A 20,177-nucleotide genomic window follows, 5' to 3' on the forward strand; every position below is an offset into this window, starting at 1 on the left:
TTCCATGCTTGAACTGAACCAGCAAAAATTACATGAACTGGAAGCGAAATGCACAAAGGAACAGCCGCCTGCCGCCATGGCTGCCTGTCCTCTTCATGTGGACTGCCGGGAAATCTGCAGGGCCATAGCCGCCTCTGATTTTTCCAAAGCCAGGGAGCTGTACGAAAAAAACGCTGTTTTTCCCGGCATTTTAAGCCATTTGTGTGAGGAACCCTGCAAAAGTGCCTGTATCCGAACAGAGCATGGCGGTCCCATGCAGCTCCGCCTGCTGGAAAGCGCCGCACAAGCTTACGGTTCCTTGAAAAAAAGAAGGACTTTTCTTTCCAAAAGGCCCGAGAAAGCCGCAGTTGTGGGCGCCGGTCTGACCGGTTCATCCGCCGCCCTTGAACTGGGTAAGAAAGGATACTCTGTCACCGTATTTGAAAAAGCTGCCGAACCCGGCGGTTTTCTGCTGACGGAAAAGCGGCTGCCCAAAGAGGTCCTGCAAAAGGACCTGGAACGTCTGAAGGAATATAAGATTGAAATCCATACCCTGTACAGGGTTGATACGATAGAGACACTCACAGAACAGTTTGACGCTGTCCTGCTGGCCTGGGGGCTTCATACCGAACCTGTGGTGACAGACCCCATGACCTTTTACGCCAATGAGGAAAAGCTCTTTGCCGCAGGAGACGCCCGCAGAACCAACAGCGGAACCATAACGGACGCACTCTCGGAAGGCAGGCGGGCAGCCATTTCCATAGACCGTTATCTGAAAAAGGTATCGCTTACAGCGGGACGTGAAGCGGAAGGAGGGTTTTCCACCACACTTCATGTAACCTTAAAGGATGAGAAAACCGTAAGCTCCGTCCTTTCCTCAGGCCTCCCCTCAAAGGAGGAGGCCATACAGGAAGCTTCACGCTGCCTGGAATGCACATGTACAGACTGTATAGACGCCTGCGCTTTTATGCGCCGCTACAAAGCCTGGCCGAAGAAATATCTCCGGGAAGTATACAACAATCTGGCCATTGCCATGGGTACAAGACACGCAAACAAAATGATAAATTCCTGCAGCCTCTGCGGGCAGTGTTCCTCCGTGTGTCCTCATGGACTGGATCTGGGGGAAGTCATACAGGAGGCCAGAAATATTATGGTTTCCCAGAATAAAATGCCGGCGTCGGCATTTGAATTTGCGCTGAACGACCTGGCATTTTCCAACTCGAAACACTGTTTTCTTGTGAAACCTGACCCCGATCAAGCGCAGCCCTCTTATCTTTATTTTCCGGGGTGCCAGCTTGCAGCCTCCACTCCAAATATCGTATGGCGGTCTTACCATGACCTGCGTTCCCGCCTTCCCGGCGGTACGGGCATTATGCTGGGCTGCTGCGGAATCATGGCAAAATGGGCCGGGCGAATGGATTTATACCAAGAGACAATCGAACAGCTTAAAAAATCATGGGAAAGCCTGGGCTGCCCTGAGGTGGTCACCGCATGCCCGGCCTGCCTTACATCCCTCTCAGAATCAATTCCCCGGATGCACTGCACAGGTATCTGGGAAGTACTGCATACGTTTGGCCTGCCAGACACAGCCTGGCCGGAGTCTTCTCCTTTGAGGATCCACGATGCCTGTCAGGCCAGAAACTCACCCGAGATCAGAGAACAGATCCGGCAGCTTGCCCACACCTGCGGGTTCAGTATCTCAGAGGGCAATTATACGGGAACGTCCTCCGGCTGCTGCGGTTACGGCGGTCTGACGCAGTTCTCCAACCCCTCCCTGGCCGACGAAATGGCCGGGCAGTGTATCTCGGATACTGCGTCTCCCTTTCTTACATATTGTATCAACTGCCGGGACCGCTTCCTGAAACAGGGAGCCGAGGCTTATCATATACTGGAACTTATCTATTCTTCTTCGGAAGATGAGCACCGATGGCCCTCATACTCCGTGAGACAGCAGAACCGTATGGATCTAAAGCGGAGACTGTCAAAGGAACTGTGGGGAGAAGATACGGAAGGAGAGATGCCCTTGAAGTTATATTATGACAGTGAAACAGCTGACCTGCTTGAGAGGCGCATGATCTTAGAGCGGGATATCTGTTCTGTCATCACAGCGGCTGAAGAGACCCGGGAACGGATCCGTGATACCCGCAGCGGGCTGTACATAGCCCACAAAATGGTGGGAAACGTCACGTTTTGGGTGTGGTACCTGCCCCGGGAGGATGGATATGAGATCAGCCGCGTATACGCACACCGCATGGAGATCAAAGGGGATATGTAATGTCAGAAAAATACTACGAAACTTACGCATTTGAACCCGGCAGCCTTATCTGTGACAGGTGCAGGACAGCGCTTGTGCCGGGTGAAGTTGTACTGCACTATATGGGAAACGATTTCCCCATTGAAATGCCGAAATGTCCTGTCTGCGGACAGGCCTTCATTCCGGAGGAACTGGCTATGGGGAAAATCCTGCAGGTAGAACAGGCATTGGAGGACAAATGACTAAATGACAGAATTAATGGAAAATGACATCTGGGCAGACCAGGCGGCCTCCCATCCGGGAGGCCAAATGCTGACAAAGAGAATGATACAAAGGGCACTCCAGGGCGGATGGCTGACAAAGCACAGCCGTCTTCTGGATCTGGGCTGCGGCAGCGGGGAGACCGTAAAACTGCTGCGGAGCATGGATTTTCAGGCAGAGGGCATTGACTTAAGAACAGACAAGCATGAGGCATATCTGGTAAAAGGAGACGCCTCCCTTCTCCCGTGGAAGGAACACTTTTTTCAGGGTGTCCTGGCAGAGTGTACCTTATCTGTTATGGACACAGGTAAGGTACTTCCTGAAGTGCTGCGGATCTTGGAGCCGGGCGGTATCTTTCTGGTATCCGATATATTTGAACTCGGACGCCGGCCTACCTGGCCTGAAACCTATAATTTTGAACTTTTGTATCTGGAAAACGCCACTCCTTGTCTGAGAAGTTACATCAGCCAGTGGATCTGGAAAAATGAACGGGCCTGTCCTCCGCTCTGTCTGGAGGGCAGAAAAATCACTCCCGACAATCTTAGTTACTATTACGCGATACTGCGAAAAAAAGAAAGGGGGCAGGATATCTGTGGAACTCAGGGAATATCTGATGGAACTGGGCATGCAGGGCTTTGAGTGCAGCCAGATCCTCATGATGCTGGCACTGGAGACAGACGGGTGTGAAAACCCTGATCTGATACGGGCCATGAGCGGACTAACAGGCGGTATGGGCCACTGTCAAAAGGAATGCGGTGCCCTCACTGGAGGCTGCTGCGTACTGGGGTATTTCGCCGGAAGAGGCAGCACGGAAGAGATTGAACACAATCAGTTTCAAAAAATCGTCCAAGATTATGTAAACTGGTTTCAGGAAGAATTCGGAACCCCGGACGGAGGCACAGACTGCAGCTCCATACTGGGTCATGACTTTTCTAAAACATTTGCTGTATGCCTTCCCCTACTGGAAGCATGCCAGGAAAAATTGACAATGCTTTTAAGCGAGAATGGTGTGATTGATTGAGTCAAAAAAAATATGATGATATTTATGTAGTGATCGCGGCCGCCGGATGTTCCCGGCGCATGAAGCAGTTTAAACCCCTGCTGCCGCTGAGTGACAAGTGCATCCTGGAATCCACCCTGAAGAATTTTCAGGATGCCGGGCTGCACAACATTATAACTGTTGTCGGATACCGGAAGCAGAAGATGATTCCAATTCTGGAAAAGGCCGGTGTCTTTATTGTGGAAAATAATGCCTATGACGAGACTGATATGCTGGAATCCATCCGTCTTGGACTGCAGTCTCTCCCGCCCCGGGCCAATGCCGTATTTTTATGCCCTGCTGATGTGGCGCTTGTGTCCCCTTTCACCATACGGGAACTCATAGCACATCACAGGGCATTTCCGTCTGCAGTCCTTCTACCCTCCTACCATGGAGAAACAGGACATCCTCCTCTTTTTACCAGACCTGTCATAGAGGCACTGGCGGATTACAGAGGAGATAACGGAATGCACGGTGTCCTGGAGCTTTTTAGGGATGACACAAAAATCCTGGAGGTGCCGGACCCGGAGATCCTGGAGGACGCCGATCTGCCAAAGGACTATGAACGTCTGAAAGAAGCGGCAAAAAACAGGGGCATTCCCAACACTCAGGTGTGCGAGGATATCTGGAATTACGTCAAGACCCCTTCCCGCGTACGCGCACACTGTATAGCTGTGGAAGAAACGGCACGGCAGCTTGCAGAAGAGTACAGCGCGAAACACAACATCCATATAGACCAAAAGATACTGTCCCGGGCCGCGCTTCTGCACGATATGCAAAAGGGACAGCCGCATCACGCTGAGGCAGCGGCAGATATCCTGGAGCTTATGGGCTGCTGCCGTATTGCGGAGTGTATAAGATATCACAGACAATTGCCGCCGCAGTTATGGGACACTGTCAACGAAGTTACTCTGCTCTATCTGGCTGACCGCCTGGTGATCGAAGACCGGAGGGTAGATCTATCAGAGCGTTTCCGGCAGAAGGCAGAAAGGTTTGCAGGAAATCCGGATGCGCTGGCATGTCTGGAGAGAGACAGGAAAACCGCAGAACATCTGTATGAAATGATAAGGGGTGAAAAACCATGATCTATCTGAACAACTCTGCAACTTCTTTTCCGAAGCCGCCCATATTTGCTGATGCCTGGCAGCGGGCGTCAGTCAAAATACCCGGGCACGGAACACGCTCCACTTACCGGGAGGCAAAGGTACCTATTTCCTGCCGTCAGCGGCTGGCAAAGCTGCTGCATATAGATGACAGCAGGCGTATCATCTATGCACCAAATGCCACACATGCCCTTAATATGGGGCTTCTCGGATTCCCCTGGTCAAAAGGTGATGTTGTACTGACCAGCCGGGCGGAACATAATTCCGTGCTGCGTCCCTTATACAGCCTCCAAAAACGCGGGATGATCCGCTACTATGAGCTGGATACCGACAAAAGCGGGCGTCTGGATATGGGTGTTTACCGGGAAGCGCTGGCAAGTCTTCATCCTCGTATGGTAATCATTACCCATGCGTCCAATGTGACAGGCGCGGTAAATGACGCCGCAGTGATCGCAGATGAGGCTAAAAAAGCCGGTGCTGCTGTTTTTCTGGATGCCGCACAGACCGCGGGTGTAATCCCTGTCCTGCCGGCCCTGTGGAATGTGGATATGGCAGCCTTTACCGGACATAAATACCTGCTTGGCCCTCAGGGTACCGGAGCGCTGTATGTTTCACCGGATATAGAGCTTGCTCCTGTCTTTACAGGGGGAACCGGAATCTATTCTGATCTGGATGAAATGCCTGTGGATTATCCCATCCGTCTGGAGGCAGGCACACAAAACGAACAGGGCATGGAGGTTTTGGGCGAAATGCTTGCATGGGCGGAAGATCATCCTTTTGATCTACACAGGCTGTTGGAATATGTCTATATGCTGGAGGACACTTTAAAAGGCCTTGGATGCTCTGTAGTACCTGTAACCGGCGGCCGTACACCTGTGCTTACCTTCACCTCACCGGATTACGCCCCCGCAGATATCGGGGATATGCTGAGCGGCAGTTTTGACATTATCTGCCGTACCGGGCTTCACTGCGCGCCCCACATTTTCCCGTATATAGGGGCCGGCAGGGACGGAACGGTCAGGTTCAGCCTGTCCAGGTTCACCACACCAGAGGAGGTTTACCAGGTCATCAGCGCTTTAAAGGAGATTTTCAATGGAAATTAAAATACTGGGCTGTGAAAAGGCGGACAACTGTTTCGCCAATGCAAAATCATACATCTATACACTCTCCTCACCTGTAAATGATGCTCTTTTGGAAAAAATGTCATACTGGGGCAGGATGAAGGTGAGGCGGGATTTCAGAAGGCCTTTCTTTATGCTGGATACAGATGAAGGGATTCAGCTAAAAGGGGTCCTCAATGAAAATGTGATCAAAGCCGGGTTTCCTGAGGATACATGGGAAGAGAAGAAATCGGATTTTGAAAGACGGTTATGCGGCGGTACGGACCAGCCGGAAGTTATGGGGAAAACAGAAAGTGTCTGTCCTGTCTGCCTCAGACGGCTGGACGCGCAGAAGGTCCAAGTGGGGGATCAGGTATATCTGGAGAAGTCCTGCCCCGAACACGGAGATTTCCGCGCTCTCATCTGGAACGGACCTCCGGCATACCGGACCTTTGACAGAGAGCGCTGTTTTACGGCGCCTGTGGCACCCGCGGTCGCATCAGACAAGGGATGTCCCGATGACTGCGGGCTTTGTCCGGAACACCGGCAGCGCACCTGCTGTGTGCTGCTGGAGGTGACGAACCGTTGTAATCTTGAGTGTCCCGTATGCTTTGCAGCTTCACAGGCTGAGAACTCTGCCAAACAGAGTTTTTCTTTGAATGAGCCTGACCTGGAAAATATCAGACATCGTTTTCAGGCTATGATGCACATGGGCGGTCCATTTAATATACAGTTATCCGGCGGGGAACCTGCCATGCGGGATGATCTGGCCCACATTATCCGTATGGGAAAAGAGATGGGATTTCCCTTTTTCCAGCTCAATACCAACGGCATACGCATCGGTAAAGATTTTGATTATCTGAAAAACCTGGCTGATGCCGGCCTTGACTGTGTATTTCTGCAGTTTGACGGGCTGAGTGAGGAGACATACCGGAAGCTAAGGGGAAGGGAGCTTCTTCAGGCAAAGCTGGATGCCATAGCAGCCTGCCAAAGGGCAGGTGTGGGAGTTGTGCTTGTCCCTGTCATCGTACCGGGTGTCAATGACGGTGAGATCGGTCATATCCTCGACTTTGCCCTGGAGCATATGCCAGTGGTGAGAGGCGTGCATTTCCAGCCTGCAAGTCATTTCGGAAGGTATGACCAACGGCTGCCCAAAGACCGTTATACGCTTCCTGAACTTCTTCGGGCAATTGAAGTCCAGACAAAAGGGCAGATGAAGGCTAAAGATTTTTCACCTGGCAACGCGGAAAATCCCTATTGTTCTTTCAGCGGAAATTTTATACTTCAGGCCGACGGGAAACTGCAGCCGTGGCGTACTGGAACATCATGCGGGTGCGGAACAGCCGATTCCTCTAAAAAGGCCCGGGAATTTGTGGCAAAGCAGTGGTCAGCGCCTCAAAAGGACTGCTGCTGTACGGATTCCCCCTCCCGGAGCACTTCGTCCTGCTGCGATACCAGTTCTCTTGACAACTTTCTTGATCGTCTGGAGCAATACAGCCTGGCAGTCTCCGCCATGGGATTTATGGACGCCTGGACACTGGATCTTGAAAGGCTGAAGGAATGTTATATCCACGTGGTTACCGGGGAAGAAAATGTACGTCTCATCCCATTTTGTGCCTATAACCTGACCGCCGAGGACGGCACCTGTAAATACCGAGGACACGAGAAAGGATATCATAAATGCCCGTAAAAAGAAGTGTACTGGATACCTGGATAGAGAAAAAAGAAATGTTGTCTCTCTCCTCCCGAAAAGCTCTGTCTGACTGGCAGCTCAAAAAAATCCGAAATCTTTTGGTCTATGCAGGCGCAAACAGCCCATGGTACCGGAAAAGACTCTCGGGTCACGCACTACCGGAATCTCTGGAAGAGTTTGCGTCCTTTCCCCTGATGGACGGGCAGGACCTGGCAGATGCCGGACTTTCTATGCTGTGCGTCTCTCAGGGAGATATCAGCCGGGTGGTGACTTTACAGACTTCAGGAACGGAAGGCCGTCCCAAACGTATTTTTTATACTGCCGGGGACCAGGAATTAACCGTCAGCTTTTTTCATCACGGAATGTCTGAACTGACCTCAGAGGGGGAAGCCGTGATGGTATTTCTTCCATTCAAAGCAGAAGGGTGTGTGGGAGATCTGCTGATCCGGGGACTGAAAAGGCTGGGTGTGCAGCCGGTTGGATACGGACTGATGGATGATTTGGCGAACTGCGCAAAAGCCATACTGGAAAACCGGATTTCCTGTGCAGTGGGAATCCCTGTACAGTTCCTCGCGCTTGGTGAATACTGCAGAAAACGGGGGATACACCTGCCCTTAAAAGCTGTACTTTTAAGTACGGACTATCTGGCTCTGCCGGTGCGGGAAAGAATTGCATCTGCTCTTGGATGTGAAGTATACAATCATTTTGGCATGACGGAGACCGGATTGGGATGTGCCCTTGAATGCGGCGCGCATGATGGAATGCATATCCGGGAGAATGATATCTATGCGGAAATTGTGCATCCTGTGACTCATGAGGTTCTGGAAGATGGTGAGTGGGGGGAGCTTGTGGTCACCACACTTACCAGAAAAGGAATGCCGCTTCTGCGTTACCGGACCGGCGATTTTGCCAGGCTGCTTCCGGGAACCTGCGCCTGCGGCAGCCGGTTAAAGCGGCTGGAATGCGGAGGACGGCTGGGCTTTGGAGGTATGATAGCAAAACTGGATGAAGCCCTGTTTTCCATGGATCTACTGGTCGATTATAATGCGGAGTATGAACCTGATGTTAAAAGGCTTACCCTTGGATTAAAGTTTATGGACGATAGGTTTTGTGTGGAGAGGATCTGTGCAGATAAAAATAGCATAGATATAAGCAGTGCGAATGGAAACTGTATGGATAGAAACTTTACTAGTGAAAACTGTAACGATGGGAGCTGTAGCGATGGGAACTGCGGCGACGGAATCTGTAGCGATGGAATCTGTAGTGATGGAATCTGTAGCGATGAGAACTGTAGTGACGAAAACTGTAACCACAAAAACTGCAGCGATGAGAATTGTAGCGACGGAAACTGTGCTGATGGAAACTGTAACAATATAATCTATAGCAACGGAAACTGCAGCGACGGAAACTGTAACTACAAAAACTATAACTACAGAAACCGTATGAATAGATGTTATATCGATAGAAACGATATAGACATAACGATAAATAAACTTCTTAGTGACGCCGGATTAGATATCTATTTCAACGAGGTATGTATTTCCTGTTCCGGTCTGAGTCATATTTTAGACTGCCGTGCAGGGAAACGGAAAGTTAAAATTAGAGGTAAATATGAATTTGATCTTCATGCGGCATGGTATGCCTGATATTGAACCGGACTCCCGACGATGTATTGGCCAGACGGATTATCCCCTGTCTCCTTACGGAAGAAAACAAATGGAAGAAAGCGCAGTACGGCTGAAAAACATCTACATGCCCAATATCATTTACTGCAGTCCACTTCTGCGCTGTATACAAAGTGTCTGCATATTGAGTCAGTTTTTCTGCTGTGGTATTTATTTTGCAGAAGGTCTGGCAGAAATTCATATGGGAGAATGGGAGAATCTTACCTTTTCTGCCATAAAAGAACGATATCCCCTTCATTATGAGGAGCGTGGACGCGCAATGGCAGATCATCCGGCTCCGCGCGGAGAAACGTTCCGGGAGGTGCAGACACGGGCAAATGCCATGGTCTGCCGGGCCACAGCAGATGCGGATGCAAATGACACGATTTTGTTTGTAACTCATATAGGGGTAATACGCAGTCTTTTGTGCCTGTATGAGAACAGACCGCTGGACCGGTTGTTTGACTATTCTCTTGGCTATGGGGATTATCTTGAGTTGAACTGATTCTTGAGTTAATCTGATTCTTGAGTTAATCTGATTCTTACGTTGATTTGATTCTTACGTTGATTTAATTCTTGAGTTGGTTTAATTCTTGAGTTGATTTAATTCTTGAATTGATTTTATTCTTGAGTTGATTTTATGTTTAGCAGCGGCAGAATATCTGCCGCTGCCGATTTTTATGCTTCTTCGTAACCTGCGCCTTTCATAGCTGACATCGCATGGCTTGTGTAGCGGCCAAACAGCCCTTTCCGTTTTGGGCGGGGCAGAATGCCGGATTCGGAACGTTTTTTAAGGACATCCTCTATCTCTCCCGGAGAGAGTTCTTTTCCCTGGATTCCCACTACATCCAGGCGCCTGTTCTCTACGCTGTATTCCAGGATATCACCTGTCTCAATAAAAGCCAGTGGGCCTCCTGCTGCAGCTTCGGGGGAAACATGGCCAATCGCCGCTCCTCTTGTCGCCCCTGAAAAACGTCCGTCTGTTACCAGGGCAACAGTGCCGTTAAGACGTTCATCACAGACGATCGCCTCTGTAGTCATGAGCATTTCCGGCATACCGGTTCCTCTTGGGCCTTCGTAGCGGATAACGAGAATATCACCCGGGTCTATCTTACCGTCCACAACAGCCTGATAGGCATCCTCTTCACGGTTATAGACCTTCGCAGGGCCTTTGTGTTCCCGCATAGTGCTGATGCAGGCTGAGTATTTGATAACTGCCCCTTCAGGTGCAAGGTTACCCTTTAAAACAGCAATAGAACCCTTCTCCTCTGCTTTTTCCACAGGGAAGATGACCTGATCACGCTCCAGACCATAATTATGCAGATATCCCAGATTACGGGCAAAGAAATTGTCCTCTTCCAAATCCTGCAGATTTTCACCCAGAGTTTTGCCTGTCACAGTCATGACATCCAGATGCAGCATGTCTTTTAAGTACAACTGGACCATAGGTATTCCGCCGGCAAACCAGAAGGATTCTGTCAGATGCTGTCCACTTGGATTAATATTGCCAATATGGGGAACTTTGTGGTTCAAATCGTCAAAGAGTTCCGGTTCCAGTATGATTCCAAGCTCTCTTGCTATAGATGGGAGATGTATGGTGGCATTCGTGGAACCGCCGATAGCGCTGTGAATGATAATGGCATTTTCAAATGCTTCTCTTGTCATAACAGCACCTGCCGTGATATCCCTCTCAACCAGTTCCATGATCTTCCGTCCTGCTTTTCTGGAATATGCAAAAATGTCCCGCATGGTAGCCGGCATAACAGCAGTACCCGGCAGAGCCATGCCGAGGGCCTCTGCCATACACTGCATGGTGCTGGCAGTTCCAAGGAATGTACACGCTCCACAGGAAGGGCATCCTGTCAGTTTGTAATCCCTGATCTCCTGCTCTGTGACTGCACCCTGGCGTTTCTGACGAAGAGAAATATCGCCGGCAACCAGGGATGTAGTCATGTCCGGGCCAGGGCGCATGCTTCCTCCCGGAATGAAGATCGTGGGCATATCCAGACGTGCCGCTGCCTTTAGCTGGGCTGGAATGGACTTGTCGCAGGACGCAGAGAGTATCATCCCGTCCCAAGGGTATACAGAGCCGTGCACCTCTATCATGTCGCAGATAGCTTCACGTGAGGCCAGGATATAGTTCATGCCGTCATGACCCTGGGCACATCCGTCGCAGATATCTGTAGTGTGATACTGGGCCGGATAACCGCCTTTTTCAAAGACTCCGTATTTTGCCTGTTCCATGAGGCCCGACAGGTGTGTACTGCCGGGGTGGCTGTCGCCGAAGACATCTTCCAGCAGGATCTGAGGTTTCTTAACGTCCTCCTCATCCCATCCGGAGCCCATCTGCAGGGCGTCGAACTGGGACCAAAGGAGACGCTGGGGAGCACTTTTTTGTTTGTGGTTCATAGTGTTTATGTATCCTTTCTTGTAACCGTGAGGGTATTGAACAGTTACCCCTTCTTTATAGATTATTTGATGCTTTCATATTACAACTTTTTAACGGATTTGACTACTGTAAATTGGATCATGACAGTACAAAAGCCGCGGAACAAAGAGATTACTCTGTTCTGCGGCTCTTGTACTTGTTTCATAAAGGAGCTTCCTGTATAATTCAAATATAGGGAATTCCAAGAAAGAAGGTTGAGAAAAAAATACCTCAGTGTAAAATAAGATTACTGACTTTGGCGGTTAGTATAAAATCTTATTAAACAGAGAGGTATCTAAAATGAATTGTAACACACAGAACACAAAAATTGCATCCATAACTGAAAAAACTTTGATCGTTGGTATTGATGTCGGAAGCGAAACGCACTATGCGAGAGCATTTGACTGGAGAAATTTCGAGTTTACCAGAAAACCTTTGATTTTCAGCAATACACAAGCAGGGTTCCTTACATTTAAGGCATGGATCGAGGAAATACAAGAAAAGAATGGTAAAACCGCTGTAATTCCCGGAATGGAGCCAACAGGACACTATTGGTTCGCTTTAGGAAAGTTCCTGCAGGACAACGGAATGAAACCTGTGCATGTAAATCCCCATCATGTCAAGAAATCCAAGGAACTGGATGATAACAATCCTAATAAAAATGACCGCAAAGATCCAAAGACGATTGCCGCACTGGTGAATGAGGGACGTTTTTCCTACCCTTATATACCAACCGGGATTTATGCAGAGATGAGAAGCTTATCCAATCTACGCTTCCAGACACAGGAGGAAGTTACCCGGATCAAGAACCGCATTGCCAGATGGTTTGCCATTTACTTTCCTGAATACAAAGACGTTTATAGGGATTTAAAGGCAGTCAGCGGGCGGATGATACTGAAGGCAGCGCCGCTGCCGGAGGACATCGGGAAGTTGGGCGTGGAAGGTGTAAACCAGATCTGGAGAGACGCAAAGCTGAGAGGGGCTGGAATGAAGAGGGCAAAGACCCTGGTATCAGCTGCAGAGCACAGCGTAGGCAGTAAGGAAGCACCGGAGGCAGCGAGAATGGAACTGAAAAATCTGCTGGACGACATGGATGTATATACATCAAGACTGGAAGAACTGGTGCAAAAGATAGAAGGTAAGCTGAAAGAAATACCATATATAGATAAGCTGCTGGAGATCAAAGGGATCGGTATGGTGACAGTAAGTGGATTTATTGCAGAGGTGGGCGACATTAGACGTTTTGACAACCCCAAACAGCTGCAAAAGCTTGCAGGCTATGCGATCGTGGCGAACGATTCAGGCAAGCATAATGGAGAGAGCCGTATCAGCTACCGAGGAAGAAAACGACTGAGATATGTACTGTATGAAGCGGCGATATCACTAGTCGGAAAGAATGCGGAATTTCGAGAGATCCATGAATACTATCGGACGAGAAAAGAGAATCCGCTGAAAAAGATGCAGTCAGTAGTGGCAGTGGCATGTAAGGTGATCAGGGTGTTTTATACGATCCTGACAAAAGGAGTCGATTATGACGCTGCAAGGCTGCTGGGTGATATCAAGCATCCGCAGATGCAGACAGCATAACGAAACCAAACGATCCAAGTACTAAAAGCACTGCTCTGTCATGGTTGGATTGAACTTTCAAAGAGGATTGAAAGCTGAATCCAGCTATGACAGAAAAGCTGGAAATATCAGGGATGGACCGGAAAAACGTCCACCGAAAGGTGCCGGTACAGGAAGGATATTAACAGGTCAGTAAGACTTAAAATAAAGAATGAGCCAGTAGTCGGCAGAAATAAATACCATAGGGCAAGACCCTGCAAAGGAGCTAAGCTGACACCCTGGATATGGGCAGGCAGAACGAAGGAAGTTAGGACTCACACCGACAGGTGGGATGATCCTGGTAGACACGGGAGGTAAGCTGCCATAGATGGAGGGGCATACACAAGGCCATATAAAGCGGAATAATGAGACGTTTTATTTTGTATGCCCAAAATCAGCTATTTTCGTACCAGATACACAGAAATACCCATCTTCACGGCTCATTCATCTGAGATATGTAACTAAAAATTCCTTGAAAAATAAGGAAAAAACACTTGACTATATAGGGAGGTATTTTAACAAAATTACTTGATATGTTTTCGGATCTTAAATTCCCTGGCTCCTGCCAGAACAAGAACTCCTGCAAATACGCCCACACACAAAAGGCCTGTGTTATCATTCTTTGTTATGTTTTCACCCTCACTCAGCGGCACCTCTTCACCGTTTATTATGACTGTGCTTTCTTCCTGATCTGTCTGGTTTATCTGGTCTGTCTGCCCTGACCGATTTGTCTGATTTGTCTGGTCTGCCTGATTCGTCCGGTCTGTCTGTTTTGACTGCTGACTGTTCACATTACTTTCACCGGACAAGTCTTGTTCTGCTCGAACAATGGTTATATTGCCAAGAGCTATTGCTATGCATAATGTGAACGGCAAGATTATCTTTGTTAATCTTTTATGTTTCATAATGCACTCCTTTCCCTTGTCATATAACTATTCCATAACTAATCCTTACTTTTCTCCGCCTGTATCAAGGCTCCGTCAATAAATTTTATCAATTCCAGTGCACTGCGAAAATGCTTTTCACTCTGCTCTTCCGCCCATGTAACATCACCCTGCCATGTGGCATCTTTACTGCCTTCTATTTTGATCACAAAGGTTTCTGCGTCTTTTGCCATTTTATCCCTCACAACATTTTATTACACCCGGTAGGTATTGTTACAATCTAGATTAATGATCTATGGTAAATAACGGTTCAGCGCCCTTACAGTGAAAGAGAAGAATACGGCCGAAACCGCCTTTGGTATCGGGGCTTTTTGACTGGCTGCTGAATCGCGACTATCTATAATATTATAAGAATATTGTACTTGAAACAGCATTACAAAAAGCATTACATCATTACTATATTGAAGTTTTATTTCTGCAAAGCAAAACGCTGTAATGGTATAAATATACAGCAGAACAGCAAAAAGCGCAGCTAGAATCCTTGAATTCCGGCTGCTCAGCTGCATCTTTTATACTCATATTATTCACGCCTTCGGACAGCAGATGCTATAACTTCCAGGATCAAGGCCGCGGCGATCACACCACCTGCTATGATTTTTCCCATTGTGCTGGTAAGTGCCTCCGCAATACTTCCCAGAACAGGAATGGAATACACCACTTTACCTATAAAATTACTATAGGGTACCGGATTCATATCCTCCGTCTTATTGGCATCGCCTTTGGTGATAAATTCACCCATGACAACTTTGTTTTCTACGACCCTATGGGTGATTATGGCGTTTGAATCCTTTGCGCCGTAGAAAGCGATTACATCATCCTTTTCCATATCCTCCGGCGCTGCTTCCTGTACATATACCAGGCTTCCCGTAGGAATTGCAGGCTCCATGCTTCCGCTCACCACGGAATAAGCATCATAGCCAAAAAGCCTGGTTGCTGTAATGGGAAGGCAAACAAGCACCAGACCTACTAATAAAACAGTGCCCAGTGCACTGCAAATCACAGACACTGGGCTTTTTTTATCCTTTTTCTTCTTCTTGCTCAAAACAGGATATCCTTTCTGTTACCTATGCATTTTTCTTACAAATCATCTGCGGCGTCTGATCAGAAATACTGCCAATCCCGAAAGGGCTGCAACTGCTCCGACTCCGATCGCAATACCGGCTGCAAGGGGAAGACCTTTTTTCACCTTTTCTTTGGTCTCTTCAGGATTATCTGCCAGAGGTGTTTCATCCTCATCTAAGTCAACAACATCCTGATTACCCTGGGGAACTTCCTCCGGCTCTATAACCTGTGTTCCCTCTTCGGTACCTGCTCCTGCTGTACCTGCGGTTCCTTCAGCACCGGCTGTTCCCGCTTCACCTGCGGCTCCGGCTGTTCCTGCGGCGCCCTCAGTACCGGCTGCTCCTGTTGTTCCTGCTGCAGGAGTACCTGCCGCCGGTGTCTCCACAACAGTTGTCTCTGTAGTGGTAGTTCCTGGCACAACAGTTGTCACAGTTGTTGTCTCGCCGGGTACGGTTACGGTTTCTGTGGTTACCGGTGTATATACGAATGTAAATACATTCTGAGATTCATTGGAAGAAAGCGTCTTGGTCAGTGCTAAAGCCTGCGGCGTGTAATTTTCCACATACAGGTATGCCACCACCGGTTTATCGCCTATATTGCCGTAATAGGTACGGCTGGGAGCCAGTTGGTTGCCTTCCTCATCCTGATAGTTTACAGTATAGCCAACCATATCGCCCTGGATTCCGTAAGCAACGACAAAATCTCTGTCTCCGTTTACGTGAAATGCAGATGTTTCAAGAGAATTATTGTCACGCCCGCTTATCCGGACACCTTTCACATAATACTTGCTGGAATCTCCCAGTGCTACAGCACCGTTCTGGACATCAAAGGATACTTTATCGCCTAATTTCAAACCGCTCACTACAACCTTGTCACTCTGCGTATCTATAACCGGTGTCCCTGTACTCTCCACAGATAACCCGTCAATTCCGGAAAACGTGCCCTGGTTGCCCGCAAAAAAGGTTGCTGTATAGGTATATTCCTCCTCCGCTGCAAAAACGCTGATCACAGATGAACCAAAGAGCATGCAGACAGTAAGCAAAGATGTCAGAATCATTTTCAACTTCTTCATGACTTCAGCTCCCCTTTCTCATGGCGTTTTTTCATTGCGGCAACTCCCAGAAGCAGCAGTACCAATCCGCTGACTAATGCTGCTGTGCTGAAAAGGAGAATATTGGTGGTATCTCCTGTCTTAGGACGGGTGATGGTCTTTTTCACGGTATTGGATTCGCCTGTAACTGTCTTTCTTATGACAGTATCCTTACCCTTCACTGTGACAGTGGATGGCGCTACCTTCTCTACTGCAAAATTCATCTGCAGACGAGCCAGTGTGTCCTGGTAGCCATTGCCCTGTGTCTCACCGTCTAAGACAACTCTCAGGTGAACAGAAGCTGCTTTTCCTGCATCCAGTCTGTCCAGGTAGAAGAAATCATCAAGGGAATCTGTAGCCTGCTCAAGGCCCTTACCCACACGGGATGAACCCTCTCCGCCTACAGTTTCACTGTCAAACAAGACTGCCTCTTCACCGGATGGATCATAGTATGTCAATACATATGTGTAAGCTCCGCCTTCTGCCTTGCTTCCCTCTTCCAGACTTTCCAGAACTTCATTGGACATATACCAGTCTGTCTGTTCTTCACCGGAATTCTTTATCTTTACCTGCAGCTCCATGGTATCACCGGGAAGGATTCCGTATATCTCCTCAGCCATATCTTTGGAACTGAAATTGCTGTTCATTTTGTCTCCGTCAAAATCTACCTGCCAGTTTTTATCACTTTTAAAATCCTCTGCATATGCAGTCGCCGCTGTGCCTACGGTCATGATCGCTGCCATGACAAGGCACAAAATTTTCTTTTTCATATTCTGTACCTCCTATCGTAAGCTGATATCTCCGTTTGCTGCAACATTTACATCCACGCCCCAGGCACTTTTTATGGCATCCTGCGCATTATGTGTCTGAACAGCATCCACTTCGGCTTCCACCTGGAAACTGTAGCCGTCATAATCATAAACTGTGGTGATCGTCTTGTAACCATTTTCATCTACCGTCTCATGTTCTGTTACCTTCTTGCCTAATGCCGGGTCGATCCGCAGTGTATCTGCGAACTCAGGAGTGGTTTCCCCGGCGGGAAGAATGCTGTTATAATACAGGACCGTACGTTCTTTTGTAGAAGCATTCTGATCTACTGTCCAGCCATTGCCGGTAAGGTTTAAATCGATAAGGGCCGGAGAAAGTGTTGTATCTTTGACCACCTTTTCACCATCGGCTTTTGACCAGCTCTTATAGAGAATGACTCTGACATAACTGTCAATGGATCCGCTGTTTGTGACACTGAGTTTCTCATCATATGTTTTGCCCAGTACCAGTTTTTCATCCTTTAAATCTGACAAGAGAGTTCCTGTATTTTCATTCCACTCATTGTCTTCATTATAATCCCTGTAGCTTATTTTGTCACCATTTTCTAACAGACTCACACCAATATTGGATGTGCTCATCTGGACAGAATAATTTTCACTGTAATATGTAAGCGCTGCCCGTGCACTTCCAACGGTGCTTCCCAACAGAAGCAGTGCTGATGCCGAGAGAAGGATAACTGGTTTAACAGAAAAGGGTTTTTTCTTCTTTTTCATTATTTACCATCCTCCTCTTGCTTTGCGTTCCAGTCTGCATATGGCTTACCTTCATTGTCGTATAATACCGGTGTGCACTCCTGGGCTACGATAACATTAAATTCTTCCTCACTGTCTTTAGAATCAATTTTAACCTGGAGTTCCTCCGTTTCACCGCCTGCCGGAACTATATCACTGTAGTAATAGTAATCATTTTCTCCGGGAGACCACTTTTGGCTCCCCTGATATTGGAGTCCGTCCTGATATTTCTCTCCTGCAAAAACTTTCACACGGACATAGCACTCATAATCTCCTGTATTCTTGATCACAATATGTTTTGTCCAGTCGCTGACTGTCTCTTCCGGAATTGTCACGGTAGAACCAAGGCTAATGGTCACATCACCTGCTGCAGTCGTATAGGTAGTGAAATAAGCCATAGCGCTGTTCACTGATAAACCTGCAGTGAGGGCAAGAGCTGCTGCTGCCAGACAAAGGCTTTTCTTATTGAATTTCTTCTTCATCGCTCCATCCTCCTTTACTCCTGCTCACCTGTACTGTCTTTCTGCTGTTCCCAATCCCAGTCGCCATCATTATATGTGAACCGGTTGACTACACTGCTGCCGCCGTTATTGCGGTGGTCATATGTGTTTTCAAATGAGACACCCACTGTGTCATCCGCGGCAATCACTGTCTGCTGTGTCCCGTCGGAAGTCAATTCATAGCTTGCACCGCTGTACACTTCAGTTACTGTAACAGCAGCTCCTGCCGGGATATGCTCAATTTTTACACTTTTGGTTCCTGGTGCATCAAAGGAAATAGATACCACATTGCTGTACACCACTTCAAAATCTCTTTCTGCCTCCACCTGGAAAATGAAATCAGCTCCGCCTAATGTGGCGTTATATGCAGTAAGTGTTTTGTCTATGACTAAATCTCCGTACCTCTGTGTCTGTGACGGTTTTAATCCTGTAGTCACATCATATACCCAGGTATCATCCTGTGTCTGGCCGTAGTAGTTGTTTGGCAGAGAAATCAGATACGGTATAAAATCATATGTGTACGCTGCCGACTGCACCGACTCTGCGATCACCAGGTACATGCCTGTAGAAAGATTATCTGCAGTTACTGTGGATTTGTCTCCACCATCGGGTTTTTGCATCTGTACCTCAGCGTCCGGAACAGCGGACTGATTCTCCACTAGTTCAGATGCTTTTCCTGCAAGTTTTTCCCAATCCTCAGCAGTTGTCTTGTCATTTATGGATGCCAGATCCAAATCTTCATATCCGGGTAATACTTTGTACTCACCATTTTCCTCTACATCTGCCACTCTGTATAAATGAATGGGGATGGTCAGACCATTCAGCTCCTGATATGTTCCGTCCAGTTCAAAGGTCAGGGAACAGCTTTTTTCTGTATCAATGCCAAAGGCTGCATATACCTTAGGCAGTATGGTTGCGGAAAGCATCAATGCCAGAGCCAGAGCCAATGCACTTCCTTTTTTTATTGTCTTTTTCATCTTCACATTTTACCCTCCTCTGAAAACTCATTCCCCTTTGACCACCTTATTCCTTTTTGTTCTTTTTCCGTGGTTTAAACAGGAATCTCATTAAAAGTATCACTAGTAATGTTACCGACAATCCAAGTATCAGATACAGCATATAATAATTCTGTACTGCTTTCAGCATGGACTGGACCGGTGTGCTTTCTATTTCTTCCTCTCCGGTATACGGTACCCGATGTCCGCGGACTAAAAGTCTGTGGGAGTTTACACCGTACGGAGTGCAAGTAAACAATGTTACATAATCCTGACCTTCTTCGATCGCCATTGCACCATCCAGGGTTTCCCTGTCGTCTTTGTCTATCATGGTGAGGATCTGGTCAACCTCATAGGCTAATGTATCGTCCAGCACGTGGATGTAAAACAAATCTCCGCGTTTTAACTGGTCAATATCGGTAAATAATCTGGCACTTGGAAGTCCCCTGTGGGCGGCCAGCACACTATGTGTACTTTCGCCTCCGATCGGTAATTTTGTTCCGTTTAGGTGGCCTACTCCGGTCTGGAGAACGTCATCTCCTGTGCCATGGTAAATAGCAACTTTTATGTTGATCTTGGGGATGGAAAGGTATCCCATCACTCCGTCGTTGTTAACGTTAAGAACTTTCCAGTATTCTGTATTTTCCAGTTCTACTTTGTCCTCGCCGAACACATCGCCATATAGATTGTTTTGTGTCAGGGATTCATCAAAGGCTCTTGCGGCCTCCCATTCTTTTGTAAAGTCTTCAGGTGTCATTTCATTGATAACATCTTCATAGCTGCTTATCAGCTTACTCTGGCGGTATGTGTTCCATTGATCGGAAACAGTCGGATAGATCAGTATTCCGAACCCTGCCAGAAATAATAACGCGAACAGAATCGTTGAAATTTTTCTCTTCAT

At 47.9% G+C, this 20,177-nt stretch carries 21 protein-coding genes; 10 read left to right on the forward strand and 11 right to left on the reverse strand.

From position 1 onward, the window contains the following. Positions 1–4: 4 nt before the first annotated feature. The 9 genes from BLCOC_RS25035 to BLCOC_RS25075 are packed head-to-tail and all read left to right on the forward strand — an operon-like array spanning position 5 to position 9,598. A complete protein-coding gene (locus tag BLCOC_RS25035) occupies positions 5–2,254 on the forward strand; it encodes a pyridine nucleotide-disulfide oxidoreductase/dicluster-binding protein (RefSeq protein ID WP_115623720.1) in 2,250 nt (749 codons plus the stop codon). Continuing rightward, positions 2,254–2,475 carry a DVU_1557 family redox protein gene (locus tag BLCOC_RS25040; RefSeq protein WP_018593374.1) on the forward strand — a complete coding sequence of 74 codons (222 nt, stop codon included), beginning with the start codon at positions 2,254–2,256 and terminating at the stop codon, positions 2,473–2,475. Before BLCOC_RS25035 ends, BLCOC_RS25040 begins: the two co-directional genes overlap by 1 nt. 4 nt (positions 2,476–2,479) lie before the next feature. Then, positions 2,480–3,133: a class I SAM-dependent methyltransferase gene (locus BLCOC_RS25045; protein WP_115623721.1), complete on the forward strand. Its 654-nt coding sequence runs from the start codon at positions 2,480–2,482 to the stop codon at positions 3,131–3,133. Next, positions 3,087–3,515 carry a DVU_1555 family C-GCAxxG-C-C protein gene (locus BLCOC_RS25050; protein WP_162149892.1) on the forward strand — a complete coding sequence of 143 codons (429 nt, stop codon included), beginning with the start codon at positions 3,087–3,089 and terminating at the stop codon, positions 3,513–3,515. Before BLCOC_RS25045 ends, BLCOC_RS25050 begins: the two co-directional genes overlap by 47 nt. Next, positions 3,512–4,618 (forward strand): DVU_1551 family NTP transferase, encoded by a 1,107-nt coding sequence (locus BLCOC_RS25055; RefSeq protein ID WP_115623723.1) that lies wholly within the window; start codon positions 3,512–3,514, stop codon positions 4,616–4,618. The genes BLCOC_RS25050 and BLCOC_RS25055 overlap by 4 nt, the downstream gene beginning before the upstream one ends. Continuing rightward, positions 4,615–5,739, forward strand: coding sequence for an aminotransferase class V-fold PLP-dependent enzyme (locus BLCOC_RS25060; protein ID WP_115623724.1), 1,125 nt, complete (start codon positions 4,615–4,617; stop codon positions 5,737–5,739). The genes BLCOC_RS25055 and BLCOC_RS25060 overlap by 4 nt, the downstream gene beginning before the upstream one ends. Then, positions 5,729–7,426: a radical SAM (seleno)protein TrsS gene (gene trsS / locus BLCOC_RS25065; protein ID WP_115623725.1), complete on the forward strand. Its 1,698-nt coding sequence runs from the start codon at positions 5,729–5,731 to the stop codon at positions 7,424–7,426. Before BLCOC_RS25060 ends, trsS begins: the two co-directional genes overlap by 11 nt. Beyond that, positions 7,417–9,075, forward strand: a complete 1,659-nt coding sequence (locus BLCOC_RS25070; protein ID WP_115623726.1) for a DVU_1553 family AMP-dependent CoA ligase — start codon at positions 7,417–7,419, stop codon at positions 9,073–9,075. Before trsS ends, BLCOC_RS25070 begins: the two co-directional genes overlap by 10 nt. Further along, positions 9,041–9,598, forward strand: a complete 558-nt coding sequence (locus BLCOC_RS25075; RefSeq protein WP_115623727.1) for a histidine phosphatase family protein — start codon at positions 9,041–9,043, stop codon at positions 9,596–9,598. The genes BLCOC_RS25070 and BLCOC_RS25075 overlap by 35 nt, the downstream gene beginning before the upstream one ends. Before the next feature lie 173 nt (positions 9,599–9,771). On the opposite strand, the gene ilvD is transcribed toward BLCOC_RS25075, so the two are convergent. Next, the gene (gene ilvD / locus BLCOC_RS25080; RefSeq protein WP_115623728.1) at positions 9,772–11,502 is read right to left on the reverse strand and encodes a dihydroxy-acid dehydratase; all 1,731 of its coding nucleotides are present in this window, start codon (positions 11,500–11,502) and stop codon (positions 9,772–9,774) included. Between the two features lie 319 nt (positions 11,503–11,821). On the opposite strand from ilvD, the gene BLCOC_RS25085 reads away from it, so the two are divergent. Continuing rightward, entirely contained in the window at positions 11,822–13,108 is a 1,287-nt protein-coding gene (locus BLCOC_RS25085) for an IS110 family RNA-guided transposase (RefSeq protein ID WP_040198432.1), read from the forward strand. Between the two features lie 542 nt (positions 13,109–13,650). Here BLCOC_RS25085 and BLCOC_RS25090 read toward each other — a convergent pair. The 10 genes from BLCOC_RS25090 to BLCOC_RS25135 are packed head-to-tail and all read right to left on the reverse strand — an operon-like array spanning position 13,651 to position 20,177. Then, a complete protein-coding gene (locus tag BLCOC_RS25090) occupies positions 13,651–14,031 on the reverse strand; it encodes a hypothetical protein (RefSeq protein WP_131918418.1) in 381 nt (126 codons plus the stop codon). A 38-nt stretch (positions 14,032–14,069) separates the two neighbouring features. Continuing rightward, the gene (locus tag BLCOC_RS25095) at positions 14,070–14,243 is read right to left on the reverse strand and encodes a hypothetical protein (protein WP_018593383.1); all 174 of its coding nucleotides are present in this window, start codon (positions 14,241–14,243) and stop codon (positions 14,070–14,072) included. Positions 14,244–14,303: 60 nt separating this feature from the next. Continuing rightward, positions 14,304–14,576, reverse strand: a complete 273-nt coding sequence (locus BLCOC_RS25100; protein WP_115623730.1) for a hypothetical protein — start codon at positions 14,574–14,576, stop codon at positions 14,304–14,306. 14 nt (positions 14,577–14,590) lie between these two features. After that, positions 14,591–15,112, reverse strand: a complete 522-nt coding sequence (locus BLCOC_RS25105) for a signal peptidase I (protein WP_115623731.1) — start codon at positions 15,110–15,112, stop codon at positions 14,591–14,593. 42 nt (positions 15,113–15,154) lie between these two features. Beyond that, positions 15,155–16,204 (reverse strand): MucBP domain-containing protein, encoded by a 1,050-nt coding sequence (locus BLCOC_RS25110; RefSeq protein WP_115623732.1) that lies wholly within the window; start codon positions 16,202–16,204, stop codon positions 15,155–15,157. After that, positions 16,201–16,992 carry a sortase B protein-sorting domain-containing protein gene (locus BLCOC_RS25115; RefSeq protein ID WP_115623733.1) on the reverse strand — a complete coding sequence of 264 codons (792 nt, stop codon included), beginning with the start codon at positions 16,990–16,992 and terminating at the stop codon, positions 16,201–16,203. Before BLCOC_RS25115 ends, BLCOC_RS25110 begins: the two co-directional genes overlap by 4 nt. A 12-nt stretch (positions 16,993–17,004) precedes the next feature. Beyond that, a complete protein-coding gene (locus BLCOC_RS25120) occupies positions 17,005–17,763 on the reverse strand; it encodes a hypothetical protein (RefSeq protein WP_018593388.1) in 759 nt (252 codons plus the stop codon). Next, positions 17,763–18,263 (reverse strand): hypothetical protein, encoded by a 501-nt coding sequence (locus BLCOC_RS25125; protein WP_018593389.1) that lies wholly within the window; start codon positions 18,261–18,263, stop codon positions 17,763–17,765. The genes BLCOC_RS25120 and BLCOC_RS25125 overlap by 1 nt, the downstream gene beginning before the upstream one ends. A gap of 14 nt (positions 18,264–18,277) precedes the next feature. Beyond that, positions 18,278–19,258 (reverse strand): DUF5979 domain-containing protein, encoded by a 981-nt coding sequence (locus tag BLCOC_RS25130; RefSeq protein WP_242999106.1) that lies wholly within the window; start codon positions 19,256–19,258, stop codon positions 18,278–18,280. Between the two features lie 46 nt (positions 19,259–19,304). Further along, positions 19,305–20,177 (reverse strand): class C sortase, encoded by an 873-nt coding sequence (locus tag BLCOC_RS25135; RefSeq protein WP_115623735.1) that lies wholly within the window; start codon positions 20,175–20,177, stop codon positions 19,305–19,307.

The sequence above is a fragment of the Blautia coccoides genome (assembly GCF_034355335.1).
In the GTDB taxonomy this organism is placed as follows: Bacteria; Bacillota; Clostridia; order Lachnospirales; family Lachnospiraceae; genus Blautia; species Blautia producta.

Bases quoted from the DNA above. Each gene is read 5' to 3' on its own strand.
- BLCOC_RS25060 (WP_115623724.1), top strand. From the start codon at position 4,615: ATGATCTATCTGAACAACTCTGCAACTTCTTTTCCGAAGCCGCCCATA.
- BLCOC_RS25070 (WP_115623726.1), top strand. From the start codon at position 7,417: ATGCCCGTAAAAAGAAGTGTACTGGATACCTGGATAGAGAAAAAAGAA.
- ilvD (WP_115623728.1), bottom strand. From the start codon at position 11,502: ATGAACCACAAACAAAAAAGTGCTCCCCAGCGTCTCCTTTGGTCCCAG.
- BLCOC_RS25090 (WP_131918418.1), bottom strand. From the start codon at position 14,031: ATGAAACATAAAAGATTAACAAAGATAATCTTGCCGTTCACATTATGC.
- BLCOC_RS25085 (WP_040198432.1), top strand. From the start codon at position 11,822: ATGAATTGTAACACACAGAACACAAAAATTGCATCCATAACTGAAAAA.
- BLCOC_RS25120 (WP_018593388.1), bottom strand. From the start codon at position 17,763: ATGAAAAAGAAGAAAAAACCCTTTTCTGTTAAACCAGTTATCCTTCTC.
- BLCOC_RS25075 (WP_115623727.1), top strand. From the start codon at position 9,041: ATGAATTTGATCTTCATGCGGCATGGTATGCCTGATATTGAACCGGAC.
- BLCOC_RS25045 (WP_115623721.1), top strand. From the start codon at position 2,480: ATGACAGAATTAATGGAAAATGACATCTGGGCAGACCAGGCGGCCTCC.
- BLCOC_RS25130 (WP_242999106.1), bottom strand. From the start codon at position 19,258: ATGAAAAAGACAATAAAAAAAGGAAGTGCATTGGCTCTGGCTCTGGCA.
- BLCOC_RS25115 (WP_115623733.1), bottom strand. From the start codon at position 16,992: ATGAAAAAGAAAATTTTGTGCCTTGTCATGGCAGCGATCATGACCGTA.
- BLCOC_RS25125 (WP_018593389.1), bottom strand. From the start codon at position 18,263: ATGAAGAAGAAATTCAATAAGAAAAGCCTTTGTCTGGCAGCAGCAGCT.
- trsS (WP_115623725.1), top strand. From the start codon at position 5,729: ATGGAAATTAAAATACTGGGCTGTGAAAAGGCGGACAACTGTTTCGCC.
- BLCOC_RS25100 (WP_115623730.1), bottom strand. From the start codon at position 14,576: ATGCAGCTGAGCAGCCGGAATTCAAGGATTCTAGCTGCGCTTTTTGCT.
- BLCOC_RS25040 (WP_018593374.1), top strand. From the start codon at position 2,254: ATGTCAGAAAAATACTACGAAACTTACGCATTTGAACCCGGCAGCCTT.
- BLCOC_RS25035 (WP_115623720.1), top strand. From the start codon at position 5: ATGCTTGAACTGAACCAGCAAAAATTACATGAACTGGAAGCGAAATGC.
- BLCOC_RS25110 (WP_115623732.1), bottom strand. From the start codon at position 16,204: ATGAAGAAGTTGAAAATGATTCTGACATCTTTGCTTACTGTCTGCATG.
- BLCOC_RS25095 (WP_018593383.1), bottom strand. From the start codon at position 14,243: ATGGCAAAAGACGCAGAAACCTTTGTGATCAAAATAGAAGGCAGTAAA.
- BLCOC_RS25135 (WP_115623735.1), bottom strand. From the start codon at position 20,177: ATGAAGAGAAAAATTTCAACGATTCTGTTCGCGTTATTATTTCTGGCA.